Raw genomic sequence first — 220 nt, 5'->3', positions numbered from 1 at the left:
GCAGTGTTACCACAGCTATCTGTTAATGTCCATGTTCTTGTGATAATGAATGACCCTTCGCAAGTTCCAGCGACTACAGTGTCTGTATAGGTCGCGTCTAGTGTTGCAGAACAGTTATCTGCTTCGTCTGTAACATCTCCCGTAATGTTTACTCCAGCATCGTAGTTACATGATGCATCTGTAAATATCTCAATATCTGCCGGAGCAGTAAATGTTGGTG

The 220-nt window shown here is 43.2% G+C and carries 1 protein-coding gene; it reads right to left on the bottom strand.

Going from position 1 to position 220, the window contains the following annotated elements; genetic code table 11:
• Positions 1-220, bottom strand: a 220-nt coding sequence (locus ACVC08_RS01490) for a hypothetical protein (RefSeq protein WP_452600713.1), incomplete at both ends; no start/stop codon positions are given.

Source organism: Pontimicrobium sp. MEBiC06410, assembly GCF_053601615.1.
Note: the sequence above shows the minus strand (reverse complement) of the source record. Positions and strands in the feature narration are given on the sequence as shown.